Annotated in this window: 13 protein-coding genes and 1 pseudogene; 8 read left to right on the plus strand and 6 right to left on the minus strand. The window is 74.4% G+C overall.

Annotated elements, in window-relative coordinates:
- Positions 1 to 17: 17 nt before the first annotated feature.
- Positions 18 to 329, plus strand: a pseudogene (locus tag LPU61_RS31750) (STAS domain-containing protein); the annotation flags it as partial.
- Between the two features lie 386 nt (positions 330 to 715).
- On the opposite strand, the gene LPU61_RS16370 reads toward LPU61_RS31750, so the two are convergent.
- Both LPU61_RS16370 and LPU61_RS16375 read right to left on the minus strand, forming a co-directional pair.
- Positions 716 to 1,084, minus strand: coding sequence for an FKBP-type peptidyl-prolyl cis-trans isomerase (locus tag LPU61_RS16370; RefSeq protein WP_043969579.1), 369 nt, complete (start codon positions 1,082 to 1,084; stop codon positions 716 to 718).
- Between the two features lie 237 nt (positions 1,085 to 1,321).
- Positions 1,322 to 1,897 (minus strand): DoxX family membrane protein, encoded by a 576-nt coding sequence (locus LPU61_RS16375; RefSeq protein ID WP_199486172.1) that lies wholly within the window; start codon positions 1,895 to 1,897, stop codon positions 1,322 to 1,324.
- A gap of 216 nt (positions 1,898 to 2,113) precedes the next feature.
- Here LPU61_RS16375 and LPU61_RS16380 point away from each other — a divergent pair, with 216 nt between their 5' ends.
- A complete protein-coding gene (locus LPU61_RS16380; protein ID WP_229405385.1) occupies positions 2,114 to 2,812 on the plus strand; it encodes a CBS domain-containing protein in 699 nt (232 codons plus the stop codon).
- A gap of 23 nt (positions 2,813 to 2,835) precedes the next feature.
- On the opposite strand, the gene LPU61_RS16385 is transcribed toward LPU61_RS16380, so the two are convergent.
- Positions 2,836 to 3,963, minus strand: a complete 1,128-nt coding sequence (locus LPU61_RS16385; protein WP_229405386.1) for a DICT sensory domain-containing protein — start codon at positions 3,961 to 3,963, stop codon at positions 2,836 to 2,838.
- A 191-nt stretch (positions 3,964 to 4,154) separates the two neighbouring features.
- Here LPU61_RS16385 and LPU61_RS16390 point away from each other — a divergent pair, with 191 nt between their 5' ends.
- On the plus strand, positions 4,155 to 5,048 hold the full coding sequence (locus LPU61_RS16390; protein ID WP_043968918.1) for a DUF2726 domain-containing protein: 894 nt from the start codon (positions 4,155 to 4,157) through the stop codon (positions 5,046 to 5,048).
- A gap of 275 nt (positions 5,049 to 5,323) precedes the next feature.
- Entirely contained in the window at positions 5,324 to 6,610 is a 1,287-nt protein-coding gene (locus tag LPU61_RS16395; protein ID WP_229405387.1) for a hypothetical protein, read from the plus strand.
- Between the two features lie 212 nt (positions 6,611 to 6,822).
- Here LPU61_RS16395 and LPU61_RS16400 read toward each other — a convergent pair whose 3' ends face one another.
- Positions 6,823 to 7,170, minus strand: a complete 348-nt coding sequence (locus LPU61_RS16400; protein WP_043968921.1) for an Lsr2 family protein — start codon at positions 7,168 to 7,170, stop codon at positions 6,823 to 6,825.
- A gap of 267 nt (positions 7,171 to 7,437) precedes the next feature.
- Between LPU61_RS16400 and lon the strand changes: the two genes are divergently transcribed.
- Positions 7,438 to 9,768 carry an endopeptidase La gene (gene lon / locus LPU61_RS16405; RefSeq protein WP_229405388.1) on the plus strand — a complete coding sequence of 777 codons (2,331 nt, stop codon included), beginning with the start codon at positions 7,438 to 7,440 and terminating at the stop codon, positions 9,766 to 9,768.
- 101 nt (positions 9,769 to 9,869) lie between these two features.
- Here the strand turns inward: lon and LPU61_RS16410 are convergent, their stop codons facing one another.
- On the minus strand, positions 9,870 to 10,376 hold the full coding sequence (locus tag LPU61_RS16410; RefSeq protein ID WP_229405389.1) for a MarR family winged helix-turn-helix transcriptional regulator: 507 nt from the start codon (positions 10,374 to 10,376) through the stop codon (positions 9,870 to 9,872).
- Positions 10,377 to 10,486: 110 nt separating this feature from the next.
- On the opposite strand from LPU61_RS16410, the gene LPU61_RS16415 reads away from it, so the two are divergent.
- Positions 10,487 to 10,858: a DoxX family protein gene (locus tag LPU61_RS16415; protein WP_043968925.1), complete on the plus strand. Its 372-nt coding sequence runs from the start codon at positions 10,487 to 10,489 to the stop codon at positions 10,856 to 10,858.
- A gap of 48 nt (positions 10,859 to 10,906) precedes the next feature.
- Here LPU61_RS16415 and LPU61_RS16420 read toward each other — a convergent pair whose 3' ends face one another.
- Positions 10,907 to 12,631, minus strand: coding sequence for a DEAD/DEAH box helicase (locus LPU61_RS16420; protein WP_043968926.1), 1,725 nt, complete (start codon positions 12,629 to 12,631; stop codon positions 10,907 to 10,909).
- A 124-nt stretch (positions 12,632 to 12,755) separates the two neighbouring features.
- Here LPU61_RS16420 and LPU61_RS16425 point away from each other — a divergent pair, with 124 nt between their 5' ends.
- Complete coding sequence (locus tag LPU61_RS16425; RefSeq protein ID WP_229405390.1) at positions 12,756 to 13,277, plus strand: 2'-5' RNA ligase family protein; 522 nt, start codon at positions 12,756 to 12,758, stop codon at positions 13,275 to 13,277.
- Positions 13,278 to 13,455: 178 nt separating this feature from the next.
- Positions 13,456 to 15,684 (plus strand): glycoside hydrolase family 9 protein, encoded by a 2,229-nt coding sequence (locus tag LPU61_RS16430; RefSeq protein WP_229405391.1) that lies wholly within the window; start codon positions 13,456 to 13,458, stop codon positions 15,682 to 15,684.
- The last annotated feature ends 12 nt before the right edge of the window (positions 15,685 to 15,696 follow it).

Genomic DNA, 15,696 nt, shown 5'->3' on the forward strand with positions numbered 1-15,696 from the left:
GGGCTAGATTCGTGGTCATGGAGCAGCGCAGCGATCGGTTCCACGTGCAGGTCGACGTGGGTGACGACGTGGTGGAGATGAGGGCGACCGGCGAGGTCGACATCGCCACGGTCGGCGTGCTGCGCTCCGCGCTCTGGGCCGCCCCCGCCCGGCCGCTGCTGCGGCTCGACCTCTCCGGCGTCCGGTTGCTCTCCGCCGCCGGCGTGCGGGCGCTGGTCGCCGCGCACCGCCGGGCCCGCGCGCGGGGCGGCGAGTTGGTGCTCGTCGACCCGGCCCCGATGGTGGCCCGGGTGCTGCACGTGACCGGCCTGGACCGGGTCATCCCGGTCCGGGCGGGCGCCACCGCCGCCGCTACCGGTCCGCTCGCCCCCGCGCCGTCCGGGTCCGCCGCGGCGGTGCCCGTCGGCGCGGCGACGCCCCGTGCCGCGGCAGCACCCGTCGCCGCCGCGACGCCCGCGCCGCTGGCGTTGCCGCCGGGGCTGCTGGTGCCGCTCGTCGCCGAGCGGGGCGGCGCGTCCGCCCCGCTGGTTCCGGCCGCGTGACCCACCCGCCGATGCGGGTCTGATCCCCGCCGACTGATCCGCGCCGGCCGGGCCTGCGGGTACGCCGTTCTGATTCGCGCCGGTGCGCGGCGGGGCCCGCCGACGGGGCCCCGCCGTTGCCCGGCCGGGGCCGTCGGCGGGTGCCGACGCCCCCGGCCGGGGGAGCTGACGGGTCAGCGCACGCCGAGCAGGTCCACGACGAAGACGAGCGTCTCGCCCGGCGCGATCACGCCACCGGCGCCCTGGTTGCCGTACCCGAGGTGCGGCGGGATGGTCAGCTTGCGCCGGCCGCCGACCCGCATGCCGACGACGCCCTGGTCCCAGCCGGCGATGACCCGCCCGCCGCCGAGCGGGAACTCGAACGCGTCGCCCCGGTTCCACGACGCGTCGAACTCACGACCCGTCGAGTGGGCCACGCCCACGTAGTGCACGGTGGCCCGCTGGCCCCGCTGGGCCTCCGGGCCGTCGCCGACGACGATGTCCTCGACGACGAGATCGGCGGGCGGCGCGCCCTCGATCGGGCCGATTTCAGGCTTGTCCATGCCGTACGCCTCCTGCTCGGTGGTGCGTCCACTGCGGTCGTCGTCGATCCTGCCGGATCGTGATCCGCCGATCTCCATCGGTCCCTCGGCCGGCGCCCGGCAGGCCCGCCCGCCGCGACGAAACGAAGCGGGCCCGCCCGCCGCGACGAAGCGGGCGGGCGGTGACCCGGCCGGGCACACGTGCCGGCGGGCGTCACCTTCGGAAGGTGACGCCCGCCGGCACGTGCTGTCTGCCGTTCACCTCAGCCAGGGGAACCGCTGGACGATGGCCAGTCGCTTCCAGGTCCGCCCGAGGCCGAGGGTGTCGCCCGCGCCGACCAGGGCGAGGACCGCCAGCACCGCGGCGTAGATGAGGTGGTCGTCCATGAACGGGTTGTTCTCGGGGGGCAGGACGGCCGTCCACATCATCACCAGGAGCAGGCCGCCGGCGGTGGCGGCGATCCGCGTGCCGACGCCCAGCAGCAGGGCCACGCCGATCGCGGCCAGGCCGACCATGAACAGCCAGTCCGCCCAGGCGGCGCCGGCGATCCCGTTGTAGAACCCCTTGAACGGGCCGGCCGCGCCGAAGCTCAGGAAGCCCTTGGTGGGGCTGCCGCCGTTGATCCAGGCGTTCTTCGCGGCGGTCTCGTGACCGAGGCCGAACATCTTGTCGAGGAAGGCCCAGAGGAAGGTCCAACCCAGCGCGAGGCGGATGCCGCCGAGGACGTACCGGGTGGCCCGCTCCCGGGTGGTCTCGGTCGTCCTGGTGGTCTCGGCCGCCGGCGCGGTGGTCCTGGCGGTGGTCCGCTCGATCGTCGCGGTCATGGTGTCCACGTCCCTTCCTGTCCTCGCACCGCGCTTCCCGGTGGCAGTTCCATTGGACATCCGGCACCCGTGGGACCGTCAGGGCCGATGGGTCCGCTTCGGGCCGGGACCTTCGACCCCGGTCCACCCGGTCCGTCGGCCGTCCCGGCACCGGCCCACGGCCTCTGCCGGCCGCCCCCGCGTGCCCATAGCGTCGGGCGTGACGACGGCGGCAGGGAGGTCGCGATGAGGACCTGGCAGGTGGGCGACGTGATGACCAAGGACGTCGCGACGGTGGGGGAGGAGACCCCGTACCGGCAGATCGTGGACGTGCTCGTCCGTCGGGGCATCAGCGGCGTGCCGGTGGTCGACGGGTTCCGCCGGGTGCTGGGCGTGGTCTCCGAGACGGACCTGCTGCACCGGATCGAACGGGTCGGGCACCCCGACGAGCGGCGGGTCTTCGAGGGCCGGCGTCGCCGGGTGGCCCGGGAGAAGGCCGCCGCCCTGGTCGCCGGGGACCTGATGACCGCGCCGGCGGTGACGACGTACCCGCAGGCGTCCCTGCCGGCCGCGGCGCGGCAGCTGGACCGGGACGCGGTCCGGCGGCTGCCCGTCCTGGACGACCTCGGCCGGCTGGTCGGCATCGTCACCCGTGGCGACCTGCTGCGGGTGCACCTGCGCACCGACGCCGAGATCCGTGAGGAGGTGGTGCGGGAGGTCCTGCGGCGGGTCCTCGCCGTGCGGGACGGACTGGTGACCGTGCGGGTGCGCGACGGCGAGGTCACCCTGGACGGGCGGCTGGACCGGCGCAGCGCGGTCGACCTCGCCGGCCGGCTCGCCGCGCAGGTCGGCGGCGTCGTCCGCGTCGTCAACACCATCGCGTACGACGTCGACGACGACGCGCTCGTCGAGCTCGCCGACGGCCAGGTCACCCCGGTGGCCTGACCGTCGGCCCCGTCCCGCCGCGCCTACGGCTGCCCGACGGGCACCTCGGCCGACTCGGGGGCCAACCGGGCGACGGGCACCCCCTCCCGGGCGGCCCACCCGACGGCGTGTCGGACGTCGCCCACGGGCAACGGCCGGCGGCTGGTCACGGTGACCGCGGCGTGCACCGCGAAGGCCACGAACGGGTACGACCGGGCCAGGCCGGCGACCGCCTCGTGCACCTGACCGGCGACCGCCACCGCCTGCTCCTCGGTCAACGCCGGCAGGATCAGCAGGTACTCCTGGTCGGACAGGCGCACCGCCCGGTCCACGGGGCGCAGCGGCGCGGTCACCGCCCCGATCACCGCCTGCGCCTCCCGGGCGGCGCTGCGGCGGCCGAAGCGCTCCGGCGCGCCCGCCGGCTCGTCCACCCGTACGCCGACCAGCGCCACCGGCAGCGTGCCCGAGGCGGTGACGCCGTCCGCGCCTGCCCACCGGCGCATCCCCGGCTCGTCCAGCAGCGGGGCCGGTTCCAGGGGCGTGCCGGTGCCGCGGTCCCGCCCGCCCGGCCGGTGGGCCCGGGCGGCTCGTTCGGCGCGGGAGAACATCAGCCGCAACGCCGCCTCGCCCCGTGCCTCGCCGGGCGTGGCGGGCAGGTCCCGGACCCGGGCCAGCGTCTCCTCCACGGCGAGCCGGACCGCGCCGGGGAGCCGGTCGGCGAGCCGGTCGCGCAGCCGGACGACCTCGTGCAGCGCCTCGTCGCGGCGGAACCCCCACCGCCCGTCGAAGAGCCGACCCGACTCCAGCGTGGTCGCCTGCTCGACCTCCGCCCGGTCGTGGGCGACCAGGGCCGCGCCGAACCGGGGGGTCAGTGCGACCACGCTCCACTCCCGGGCGAGGTCCTCGGTCTCGTCCAGGGCCACGCCGCACGCGCCGGCCGGCAGCGCCTCCGGGCGCTGCCCGACCACGCCCACCACGGTCGCCGCCGCCGTGGCCGCGATCCGCTCGTAGACCGCCCGCTCGCGGTCGAAGTAGGGCATCCGCTGAAAGAGCGCGATCACCACGAGCGGGCCGTCCTCGGCGGTGGCCAGGGCGGCGCTCTCGATGGCGTGGGAGACAGCGACGAGGCTGCGCTTGGTCAGAAGTTCCGGAGCCCGTCCACTGTGCAGCACGCGCTGAGCCTAGAGAATCGGATCTCCGGTCGCATCCGTCGGGCCCCGGGCGGACCGGCGGGGCGGAAGCGTCTCCGCCGGGCCCGCGGTGGCCCGGACCGGTGACCCCGCGCGGGCCGCACCGGCGAGGTGGGCGTCGCGCTCGGCGGCCTAGACTCGGCCGTCGACGGCCCGACGGACGGAACAGGCGGATGACGCGCACCGGTAGTGATCACGGCTCCCTGCTGCGCCCGGTCGCGGCGTCGACCGGGCGGGCCCCGGTCCTCACCCGCGCCGGTCAGGTCGTGTTCGGCCCCCGCCGGCTGGGGGAGCTGGTGCACGGCCGTCCGCCGGGCGTCACGGGCCACCAGTGGAACTCGGCCGGCCGGGAGGGCTTCGACCACGTGGTGTGTGCCGGCGACAGCGGCCGTCCGCTGTTCGTCGTCGAGATCGGTCCGCCGGCCCCGGCCGGCTCCGCCGCGCAGCGCGCCGAGCGGATGAAGAACGCGGTCTGCGCGGCCGTCGGCCTGCCGGTGCTGCGGATCGTCTCGCCCACGTTGCGGGCCGCCGACCACGGCCGCCGGATCGTGGAGTACGTCATCGACGCGCGCGCCTACGCCGACGCCGTCTCGCCTCCGCCGGGGCAGGACGACCCGGCGGAGGCGATGCCCGTGCAGTTCCGGGAGATCGTCGGCCGGCTGCCGGACGGGCGCAGCGGCCACGTCAACGACCTCGGCGCCCTCGCCCGGGCGGCGGCCGTGGAGGCGTACGTGTCGCGCCGGCTGGTCGACCCGATCGTGCGGGGTCTGCACGTGCGCTGGACCGACGGCCCGGTGGAGGGTTGGAGCTGGGTGGAGGTGCGTCCCGGCCGCTGCCTGGTGGAACGGGTGCAGGTCGTCCAGCAGCGCTTCTCCTGCGGCGTGGACGCCGGCCGTCTCGCCGAGGACCTGGCGGCCGTGGCGGTCGGCGAGCGGCTGCGCGACGTCGAGGCGGCCGGACCGGATCTGGTGGCGCGCGACGAGTTGGACCGGGACATCCGCCGGCTGCGGGAGCGTCGCGACGAGATGCGCGACGGCTTCGCCTTCGACCACCTCTGCGCCGGCTGACCGGCCCGGTCCACCGGGTGACCAGCTCTTCCCGGCTCTCCATAAATTTCCCGTATCCGGGTTGAACCGTGGCCGTCGCGGGTCCGTACTCCAGCCCGAATGGACACGGATCTCCCCGCCGCGCCGGCCGGCGCGACGACGATGAGGAAAGGGCATCGTCGGTCATCGACACGCGACCGGAACGTCGCAGTGATCCTCGCCGAGGCGTCCCACCCGAATTCATCGGTCCGACGGGGTCACGAGTCAACTACCGGATCGAGAAGGAGAGCAATTCGATGCGCAGGTCCCCACGGGCGCGCCGGTCATCCGGTAACGCACGGAGCAAGCGGCTGCTGGCCGTTGTCGGCACGCTTGCGGTCTTCGGTGGAATCGTCGCCGTGACCCAGATCTCGTCCGCCGGGGACCGGCGGACGACCACCCGCGCCGCGGCGGCGTCGTGCGTGGCGCCCAGCCCCGGCGCGACCTCGAACATCGGCAGCAGCACGACCCAGACGTGGCAGAACGGCCGGTGGGTGCGCAACCACTGGGGTGACGGGCAGATGTCGGTCGCGGAGTGCCAGTCGGTCAAGGCCGGCGGCACCGCCACGAACGCCAACACCAACGCCGCCCCGGCCGGCTCGACGATCGCCTGCCCCGACGTCGCCAGCAAGCTGCCCCAGGTCCCGGCCGCCGCCAAGGCCGAGGTGGACCGCAACCTCGAGCTGCTCAAGACGCAGATCGACGAGGCGAACAAGCGGCTGGCCGCCGAGGGCCGCAACGGCGGGCAGTTCATCCAGAACGCGATCCTCGGGCCGCTGGCGGACAAACGCCGGGCGACCCTGAGCCGCATCGCGACCGCCATCGGCCGGGTGGCGCAGCGGCCGCAGGGCCTCGAACAGCTCGCCACCTGCCAGCTCGCGGTCGGCGCCAACCCCAACGCCGGCAACAACAACGGTGGCAACAACAACGGCGGCCAGAACGGCGGGAACAACAACGGCGGCCAGAACGGCAACAACGGCGGCAACAACAACGGCAACGGCCTCGGCGTCCTCGCCAAGGACTGCGGCAACAGCCGGCTGCAGCCGCACGACGGCTTCCAGAACGGCAACCGGTGCGTCAGCACCGCGTTCGGCGAGGTCGGCGCGGCGGCGAACAACCCGTCGCTGCTGATCACGCAGTTCCCCAACCAGGTCCAGCGCAACCAGGCGTTCCAGCTGCGGGTCACCACCCGCAACCTGGTCCGGGACCGGTTCCTCGCCGCGGGTCAGGGCGGCTACTACCTGGAGAGCTCCCTGCTCAACGGGCAGGGCCTGGTGCGGGGGCACTTCCACACCGCCTGCCGGATGCTGAACAGCACCCGGCAGCCCCCGAACCCGCAGGACGTGCCGGCGTTCTTCGTGGCCACCGAGGACGGCCGGGGCGGCTCGCAGCCGGACGACGTCATCATCCAGGTGCCGGGCCTGCCGCAGGCCGGCACGGCGCAGTGCTCCGTCTGGGCCGGTGACGGTTCGCACCGTATCCCGATGATGGAGCGGGCCAACCAGACCCCGGCGATCGACGTGGTGCGGATCCAGGTCAACTGACCCGCCGGCCGCGCGCCGTACGTACATCCGGGCCGCCCGGGGCAGCAACCGCCCCGGGCGGCCCCGCGTCGTGCGCCGGGTCGTGGGCGGCGTGACCGGCAGGCGGTACGCCGCCGGAGCGGGACCGTGGGAATTGCTACCGGAAAAGCTCCGGGGCCACCGCCGAATCTCGGCGTGGCCCCGGTGTTCCGCGTGGTGGGCGCGGTGTCGGCTCAGCGGTTCTTGAAGGCCTCGACGACGGACACGGGGATCCGGCCCCGGTCGGAAATCTCGTAGCCGTTCTTGGTGGCCCATTCCCGGATCGCCCGGTTCTGCTCGCGGTCCATTCCCGAGACCGGAGCCCGGCCGGGGCGGCGGACGGTCCGGCCGGCCTCGACCGGCCCTCGGCCGATTCGCCGGCCAGCGTTGATGTAGGGGTCGAGCGCCTTCCGGAGGGTGCCGGCGTTCTCGTCGGACACATCGATGGTGTACGCCACGCCGTCCAGGCTGAACTCGACGGTCCGATCCGCCTTCCCGCCATCGAGGTCGTCAGTCAAGACGGTGATTACTTTCCGGGCCATCGCCAATTACTCCTTGTGTGGGGCGGGGTGTGTTACGAGTTTGACGTATCCCTGGGTAAATCCGCAAGAATATGCCCCGTTTGCATTCGGCGCGTCGACTTGTCGGTGATGCAATCCCGCTCCCGACGGTGGAATTTGCCAGTACGGGTTCACCCCGGGCGGCCCGCGCGGCGGGGTTCGGCGTGTCCCGGGTCACATTCCGGAACAACGGGAGTCGGCCCGGACTTGAGCCTGACACGCTCAAGTCAACGCGATGGCAGGTGTTCGATGGCAACTCTTCCGGTACTACCCCTCACCGACGCCGTCCTGCTGCCCGGCATGGTCGTCCCGGTGACCCTCGACCCCACCACCCAGGCCGCGGTCGACGCCGCGCGCGCCACCGGCGACAAGAAGGTCCTCGCCGTGCCCCGCATCGACGGCGAGTACGGCTCCGTCGGCGTGATCGCCACCATCGAGAAGGTCGGCCGGCTGCCCGACGGCGAGCCGGCAGCCGTGGTCCGCGGCCTGTCCCGGGCCCGGATCGGCTCCGGCGTCCCCGGGCCCGGCGCCGCCCTCTGGGTCGAGGCGACCGAGCTCGACGAGCCCGCCCCGGCCGGCAGGGCCCGGGAGCTGGCCCGCGAGTACCGCGCCCTGATGACCTCGGTCCTGCAGCAGCGCGGCGCCTGGCAGGTCATCGACGCCATGGAGCGCATGACCGACCTCTCCGAGCTGGCCGACGCGGCCGGCTACGCGCCCTGGCTCACCCTGGCGCAGAAGACCGAGCTGCTCGCCGCCGCCGACGTGACCGCCCGGCTGGAGCTGCTGGTCGGTTGGGTGCGTGAGCACCTGGCCGAGCAGGAGGTCACCGAGCAGATCAACAGCGACGTGCGCGAGGGCCTGGAGAAGACCCAGCGCGAGTTCCTGCTCCGCCAGCAACTCGCCGCGATCCGCAAGGAGCTCGGCGAGGACTCCCCGGACGGCTCCGCCGACTACCGGGCCCGGGTGGAGGCCGCCACGCTGCCGGAGAAGGTCCGCGAGGCGGCGCTGCGCGAGGTCGGCAAGCTGGAGCGCGCCAGCGACGCCTCCCCGGAGGCGGGCTGGATCCGCACCTGGCTCGACACGGTCCTCGAGATGCCGTGGACCACGCGTACCGAGGACAACACCGACCTGGCCGCAGCCCGCGCCGTACTAGACGCCGACCACGCCGGCCTGGCCGACGTCAAGGACCGCATCCTGGAGTACCTCGCGGTGCGCAACCGCCGCGCCGAGCGCAACCTCGGCGTGGTCGGCGGGCGCGGGTCCGGGGCGGTGCTCGCCCTCGCCGGCCCGCCCGGCGTCGGCAAGACCAGCCTCGGCGAGTCCGTGGCCCGGGCGCTCGGGCGCAACTTCGTCCGGGTCTCCCTCGGCGGCGTCCGCGACGAGGCGGAGATCCGCGGCCACCGGCGCACGTACGTCGGCGCGCTGCCCGGCCGGATCGTCCGCGCCCTGCGCGAGGCCGGCTCGATGAACCCGGTCGTGCTCCTCGACGAGGTCGACAAGCTGGCCGTCGGGTATTCCGGCGACCCCGCCGCCGCCCTGCTGGAGGTGCTCGACCCGGCGCAGAACCACACGTTCCGCGACCACTACCTGGAGGTCGACCTCGACCTGTCCGACGTGCTCTTCCTGGCCACCGCCAACGTGGTGGAGACCATCCCCGGCCCGCTGCTGGACCGGATGGAGCTGGTCACCCTCGACGGCTACACCGAGGACGAGAAGGTCGCCATCGCCCGCGACCACCTGCTGCCCCGGCAGCTCCAGCGGGCCGGGCTGACCGCCGAGGAGGTCACCGTCGCCGACGACGCCCTCACCCTGATCGCGGGGGAGCACACCCGGGAGGCCGGTGTCCGGCAGCTCGAACGGGCCCTGGCGAAGATCCTGCGCAAGGTCGCCGTCGCGCTGGCCGACGACCCGACCCCGGTGCGGGTGGACGCGGACAACCTGGCCCGCTACCTGGGGCGGCCCCGGTTCACCCCGGAGTCGGCGGAGCGGACGGCGGTGCCCGGTGTGGCGACCGGCCTCGCCGTGACCGGCGCGGGCGGCGACGTGCTCTTCATCGAGGCCACCAGCATGGAGGGCGAGCCGGGACTGACGCTCACGGGCCAGCTCGGCGACGTGATGAAGGAGTCCGCCCAGATCGCGCTGTCGTACCTGCGCTCCAACGGGCGTCGGCTCGGCATCGACCCCAACGCCCTCGCCGGGCGGCGGATCCACCTGCACGTCCCGGCGGGCGCGGTGCCGAAGGACGGGCCGAGCGCCGGCATCACCATGGTCACCGCGCTGGCGTCGCTGGTGACCGGCCGGCCGGTGCGCCCGGAGTTCGGGATGACCGGCGAGGTGACCCTTTCCGGGCGGGTGCTGCCCATCGGCGGGGTGAAGCAGAAGCTGCTCGCCGCGCACCGGGCCGGCCTGACCGAGGTGATCATCCCGGCGCGTAACGAGCCGGACCTGGACGACCTGCCGGCCGAGGTGCGCGGGGCGCTGACCGTGCACACCCTCGCCGACGTGGCCGACGTGCTCGCCCTGGCGCTGCGCCCGGCCGACGCCGACACCCGCACCGACCCGGCCCTCACGGCCGCCTGAGGGGTAAGCAGGGGCCCCTTGTCATCGCTTTTCGGATGACAAGGGGCCCCTGCTTGCGTCCTCGCCGGAGCAGCCGACCACCGGACGTGGGGTGGCCGGGGTCAGCGGCCGTCGGCGGTGCTCCCGCTGTGGCCGGACGACGCCGGGCAGCCGGGCGCGGCGAGGCGGGTCAGCAGCGCGGCGGTGATCTCGCCGAGCTGCGTGACCTGCGCCGGGGTCAGCGCGTCGAAGACGAGCGAGCGGACGAGGGTCACGTGCCCCGGGGCGGCTGCGGCGAGGTGCGCGTACCCGGCGTCGGTGAGCACGGCCACCCACCCCCGGCCGTCGTCGTCGGCACGCTCGCGGCGTACCCAGCCCCGGCGCTCCAGCCGGCCGACGAGGTGGGACAGGCGGGACTGCGAGCCGTTGACGAGGGCGGCCAGTTCGCTCATCCGGCGCGACCGGGCCGGGGCCTCCGACAGCATCGCCAGCACCCCGTAGCCGAAGTGGGTGAGGTCCGCGTCGCGCTGCAACTGCCCGTCGAGTTCGGCCGGCAGCAGGGTGAGCACGGCCAGGATGCGCTGCCAGATCTCCTGCTCGCCGTCGGTCAGCCAGCGGGTGGGTTCCATGCCGCCAGCCTACCGAATGCTTGACGCTTCAAGTATCTGCTCGTACGGTGGTCCTTGAAGCGTCAAGTATCTCACCCGCCCACGCGGCGGTCCGCCATGGAGGCACCCCCATGAACATCGCCCTCTGGGCCCTGCAGATCCTGCTCGCCCTGGTCTTCGCCGGGGCCGGGCTCACCAAGGTCACCCAGCCCAAGGAGAAGCTGCGCGAGAAGATGAGCTTCGTCGAGGGTGTGCCGGAAGGCGCGGTCAAGGCCCTCGGCGCGCTGGAGGTCCTCGCCGCGATCGGCCTGGTCCTGCCCGCCCTCACCGGCATCGCCACCGTGCTGACGCCGCTGGCCGCCGTGGGCGCGGCGATCGTGATGGCCGGCGCCGTCGTCGTGCACGTCCGGGCCAAGGAGTACCCGCCGGCCGCGTTCACCGCGCTGCTGCTGGTCGCCGCGCTCGTCGTCGCCTGGGGCCGGTTCGGCCCGTACGCGTTCTGACCGGCCCTGGCCGGCCCGCGCCCACGGCGCGGGCCGGCCGCCTGCTCGTCAGGGGCGGTCGCGGTCGCGGCGTACCGTCGTCTTGCGGCCCTTGATGGTGCTGTTGCGCAGCCCGGCGATCACCTCGTCCACCACGGCCGCCGGCACCTCGACCAGCGAGAACCGGTCGGCGATCTCGATCGAGCCGATGTCGCGCCCGCTGACCCGGGTCTCCCCGGTGATCGCACCGACCAGGTCCTGTGGGCGCACCCCGGCGCGCCGGCCCAGCCCGATGAACACCTGCGTGGTGCCCCCGGAACGGGGCCGCCCGGGCCGCCGCTCGCCGCCGCGCCCCTCCTGCCCGGGGCGCCCCTCGCGCTGCGGGCGGACGGCGACCTGCGGGATCTCCTCCTCGTCGTCGTCCGAGCCCGGGGAGGCGGCCTCGTGGGCCAGCTTCACCGCCGCGAGCGCCACCTCCATCATGTCGAACTCGTCCGACAGTGACTCCACGATGACCCGGAAAGGCTCCAGGTCGTCCTCCAGCAGGCTCTCCCGCAGCGCCGCCTGGGTCAGCTCCAGCCGCCGGGTGCGCAGGTCGGCCACCGTGGGGATCTTGTCGATGGCGATGCGCTGGCCGGTCACCCGCTCGATGGTCTTGAGCATCCGGTGCTCGCGCGGCTCGGCGAGAGTGATCGCCACGCCTTCCCGGCCCGCCCGCCCCACCCGGCCGATGCGGTGCACGTACGACTCCGGGGCCGACGGCACGTCGTAGTTGACCACGTGGGTGAGCTGCTCGACGTCCAGCCCCCGGGCCGCCACGTCGGTGGCCACCAGCAGGTCGGCCGTGCCGGCGCGCAGCCGGCCCATCACCCGGTCCCGCTGCTCCTGGCTCATCCCGCCGTGCAGCGCCTCGGCGCGGTAGCCCCGGCCGTTCATCGTCTCGGTGAGCCGGTCCACCTCCTCCCGGCTGCGGCAGAAGACGATCGCCGCGGTCGGCGACTCCACGTCCAGCACCCGGCCCAGCGCCGCCGGCTTGTGCGCCCGCGCCACGATGTACGCGCTCTGCCGCACCCGGGGCGTCTCGCCGGCCACCGGCTGCTCCCGGCCGATCTGGATCCGCACCGGGTCGGTCAGGTGCTGCCGGGCCATCCCGTCGATGCGCGACGGCATGGTGGCCGAGAACAGCACCGTCTGCCGCTGCTGCGGGGCGTGCTCCAGGATCGCCTCGATGTCCTCGGCGAAGCCCATGTCGAGCATCTCGTCGGCCTCGTCGAGCACCACCGTGGCCAGGCCGCCCAGCCGCAGGGTGCCCCGGGCGATGTGGTCCAGCGCCCGGCCCGGGGTCGCCACGACCACGTCCACCCCCAGGTCGAGGGCGCGCAGCTGCCGGCCGATCGGCTGGCCGCCGTAGATCGGCAGCACCCGGGCGCCCAGGTCCTTGCCGTAGCGGTGGAACGCCTCCGACACCTGCACCGCCAGTTCCCGGGTGGGCACCAGCACCAGGGCCACCGGCTCCCCGCCGGTCCGCCCGTCCGGCATCCGCTGCAGCAGCGGCAACGCGAACGCGGCCGTCTTGCCGGTGCCGGTGGCCGCCTGACCGAGCAGGTCCCTGCCGGCCAGCAGGGGCGGGATCGCCTCCCGCTGGATCGGGGTCGGCTCCTCGTAGCCGAGGGCGGACAGCGCGCCGAGCAGTTCGGCGCGTAGCCCGAGGTCGGTGAAGGCGCTTGCCTCGTCGTCGACGCCGGGGGAGTGCGGGTCGGTCGGTGGATCCTGCCGTGCGGGTGCGGAGCTCATGCGACAAGCTTTTCATTCCCGCCCCGCGCGGGTTCCGCCGACCGGCGCAAACCGCGCCGCGCGTCACGTCCGACGTCGGCCGGGAGGTCCTCCGGGCACACGCCCGGCGGTTAGCCTGGCCGTCGTGCGTACCGTCGAACTGGTCTGCTGCCCACAGCTGGAGGCCGCGGTGCGTGCCGGATGGGACCGGCTCGCCGCCGCCGGCCTGCCCAGCCTGGCCCGCAACACCCATCCCACCAACCGTCCGCACCTGACGCTCGCGGCGGTCGACGAGTTCCCGCCGGGTGCCCGCCGCCGGCTCGCCGCGCTCGTCGGGCGGGCCCTGCCCCTGCCGGTACGCCTCGACCGGATCGCCGTCCTCGACGGCAGCGCCCCGCTGGTCTGGCTGCTGCGCCCGGAGCCGGCCCTGACCGCCCTGCACGCGGCGGTCTGGGACGTCCTCGCCGGGGCCGAGGGGCAGCGCCCCTGGCACGCCCCGGGGCGGTGGGTCCCGCACCTGAGCCTGGCGCTGCGCTTCCGCGCCGCCGACCGCCGGCTGGCCCGGGCAGTGGTCGGCGTGGGCCGGCCGGCCGGGGAGTTCGTGGCCGCCCGCAGCTACGACGGCGCCACGAGGACGGTCGGCCTGCTCGGTTCCGCCGGGAGCTGATCCCGGCGCATCTCGCGGCAGGCAAGTGCGACGGTGGCCGCCGGCCGATCGCCTTCCCGTGCGGCGATGGCCTAGGGTTGGCCCAGCGCTCCCGTCGACGGTCTGCCCGACCGCCCGGCGGCTTCGTGCTGGGCCGGTCCGGCAGGTGGTCAACCCGACGCACCCCGGAAGAGGAACGATGCCCCTCCGCAAGCGCCCGGCCGCCATGGCGGCCGCCACCCTGCTCACCCTGAGCGCCCTGGCCGTCGTGCCGTCCATCGCGGCCGCCGCTCCCGACCCGGGCGGCCCCGTGAAGGTGAACCAGGTCGCGTACGTGCCCGGCACCCCCAAGCAGGCCACCGTGGTCAGCACGTCGACCAGCCCGCTGGCCTGGTCCCTGCGCAACGCCGCCGGCGCGACCGTCGCCTCCGGCCAGACCACCGTACGCGGCGCGGACGCCCTCTCCGGCGACAGCGTCCACGTCGCCGACTTCTCCGCCTACGACACCGTGGGCAGCGGCTACGTGCTCACGGTCGGTGGGAACAGCAGCCACCCCTTCGACATCTCCGCCGACGCGGTGCGCCGGCTGCGCACCGACGCGCTGGCGTTCTTCTACCACCAGCGCAGCGGCACGCCGATCGAGTCGCGGTACGTCGGCTCCCGCTACTCCCGCCCCGCCGGGCACGTCAACGTCGCCCCGAACCAGGGCGACAACGCGGTGCCCTGCCGCACCTCCTGCGGCTACACCCTCGACGTGCGGGGCGGCTGGTACGACGCCGGCGACCACGGCAAGTACGTCGTCAACGGCGGCCTGGCCACCTGGCAGCTGCAGAACATCCACGAGCGCGCCCTGCACGTGACCGGGGCCGACCGGGCCGGGCTCGCCGACGGCACGCTGGCGATCCCCGAGCAGGCCAACGGGGTGCCCGACGTGCTGGACGAGGCGCGCTGGGAGCTGGAGTTCATGCTGAAGATGCAGGTGCCCGACGGCCGCACGAACGCCGGCATGGTGCACCACAAGATCCACGACCAGAACTGGACCGCGCTGCCGACCCGGCCGGAGCTGGACAGCCAGCCCCGGCTCCTCGCGCCGGTCAGCACCGCCGCGACCCTGAACCTGGCGGCGACCGCCGCGCAGGCGTCCCGGCTGTGGAAGTCCTACGACGCGACCTTCGCCGCCCGGGCGCTCGCCGCCGCCGAGAAGGCGTACGCCGCGGCGAAGGCCAACCCGAACCGGCTGGCGCCGGCCACGGACAACACCGGCGGCGGCGCGTACGAGGACAACAGCGTGGGTGACGAGTTCTACTGGGCGGCGGCCGAGCTGTACGCCACCACGGGGGCGGCCGGCTACCGGGCCGACGTGACGGGTTCGTCCTACTACAAGGGCACCAGCTTCACCAACCGCGGCTACGACTGGAGCTGGACCGCCGGGCTCGGCGACACCACCCTGGCCCTGGTGCCCAACGGCCTGCCGGCCGCCGACCTGGCCGCCACCCGGGCCGCGATCGTGGCCTTCGCCGATCGGCTGCTGACCCAGACCGCCACGCAGGGCTACCCCGCCCCGGGCAGCGGCGACGGGACGTACTACTGGGGCTCCAACGGCGCCGTCGCCAACAACGGCAACGTCCTGGCCCTCGCCTTCGACTTCACCGGCCAGCAGAAGTACCGCGCCGGGGCCTACGCAGCCTACGACTACCTGCTCGGCCGCAACCCGCTGAACCAGTCCTACGTGGCCGGTTACGGCGAGAAGCCGGTGCGCAACGTGCACCACCGGTTCTGGGCCAACCAGAACGACTCCTCGCTGCCCACCGCGCCGCCCGGCTCGCTCTCCGGCGGGCCGAACAGCCAGTTGCAGGACCCGGTGGCCGTGGCCCAGCTCTCCGGTTGCAAGCCGCAGAAGTGCTTCGTCGACGACATCGAGGCGTACTCGGTCAACGAGGTGGCGATCAACTGGAACTCGGCGCTGGCCTGGCTGGCGAACTGGGCGGCGGAGCGGGCGGGCACCGGCGGCACGACGCCGGAGCCCACCCCGTCGCCGACCGTCTCGCCCTCGCCGACGGCCTCGCCCACCCCGACCGTCTCGCCCACGCCTACGACCACGCCGCCGGCGGGCGGCTGCGCGGTGACGTACACGTCGAACAACTGGAGCAACGGCTTCAGCGGCAACCTGACCGTCACCAACAGCTCGGCCGCGACGTGGCCGTCGTGGAGGCTGACCTTCAGGTTCACCGCCGGCCAGCAGATCAGCCAGGGCTGGTCCGGAAAGTTCAGCCAGAGCGGCGCCGAGGTCACGGTGACCAACGAGAGCTGGAACGCCGTCGTCGCCCCGGGCGGCTCGGTGAGCCTCGGCTTCAACGCCTCCCACACCGGCGCCAACCCGACCCCGGTGGGCTTCGCCGTCAACGGCACCACCTGCACGCTGCGGTGACCGGGTGACCCG

The sequence above is a fragment of the Micromonospora sp. NBRC 110038 genome, assembly GCF_020884815.1.
Taxonomy (GTDB): domain Bacteria; phylum Actinomycetota; class Actinomycetes; order Mycobacteriales; family Micromonosporaceae; genus Micromonospora; species Micromonospora haikouensis.

Coding starts and splice junctions, on each gene's coding strand:
- LPU61_RS16370 (WP_043969579.1), bottom strand. CDS start 1,084: ATGGACAAGCCTGAAATCGGCCCGATCGAGGGCGCGCCGCCCGCCGAT.
- LPU61_RS16380 (WP_229405385.1), top strand. CDS start 2,114: ATGAGGACCTGGCAGGTGGGCGACGTGATGACCAAGGACGTCGCGACG.
- LPU61_RS16390 (WP_043968918.1), top strand. CDS start 4,155: ATGACGCGCACCGGTAGTGATCACGGCTCCCTGCTGCGCCCGGTCGCG.
- LPU61_RS16395 (WP_229405387.1), top strand. CDS start 5,324: ATGCGCAGGTCCCCACGGGCGCGCCGGTCATCCGGTAACGCACGGAGC.
- LPU61_RS16400 (WP_043968921.1), bottom strand. CDS start 7,170: ATGGCCCGGAAAGTAATCACCGTCTTGACTGACGACCTCGATGGCGGG.
- lon (WP_229405388.1), top strand. CDS start 7,438: ATGGCAACTCTTCCGGTACTACCCCTCACCGACGCCGTCCTGCTGCCC.
- LPU61_RS16410 (WP_229405389.1), bottom strand. CDS start 10,376: ATGGAACCCACCCGCTGGCTGACCGACGGCGAGCAGGAGATCTGGCAG.
- LPU61_RS16415 (WP_043968925.1), top strand. CDS start 10,487: ATGAACATCGCCCTCTGGGCCCTGCAGATCCTGCTCGCCCTGGTCTTC.
- LPU61_RS16420 (WP_043968926.1), bottom strand. CDS start 12,631: ATGAGCTCCGCACCCGCACGGCAGGATCCACCGACCGACCCGCACTCC.
- LPU61_RS16430 (WP_229405391.1), top strand. CDS start 13,456: ATGCCCCTCCGCAAGCGCCCGGCCGCCATGGCGGCCGCCACCCTGCTC.